General features: G+C 32.5%; 1 pseudogene. It reads right to left on the reverse strand.

Annotated features, from left to right (window positions below):
• Positions 1-416 (reverse strand): annotated as a pseudogene (locus tag ELQ11_RS09710) (DNA methylase); the annotation flags it as partial.

Here is a 416-nt window from a genome sequence, read left to right on the forward strand (position 1 = left end):
CAAATAGTTTCCAAGGAAGAGCTGTGGTAATCCAAATTGATTGTTGAATGTGCATTTTTTGGAATAGATCTTCCATAGGAATCTTTGCTCATTGGACCATTGTAGCTTTGTACCTTTTCTAAGCTTTCTTTATCATATTGTACATCTAAAACGATTTGATTGCATGTTAAATTTTGCTCAATTAGCTCAAGAACCATATGATCGACGATTTCTTTAAGCATATCTCTAGCTTTTTTAAAACTATAAGGCTTAGGCAAAACCTTAGCCATTACCTTAGAGATATGTTTGCTTTTATATTCTTTAATAGCTTGCATTGTACAGCTTTCAAATCCCCAAGCGTGATCGATTAATAACTCAGCATTTACTCCAAAAATTTGATAAAGTTTATCCTCGTTATTAAGAGAGTATCTTGCTAA

Source organism: Campylobacter sp. US50a (assembly GCF_004379015.1).
Classification (GTDB): Bacteria; Campylobacterota; Campylobacteria; order Campylobacterales; family Campylobacteraceae; genus Campylobacter_D; species Campylobacter_D jejuni.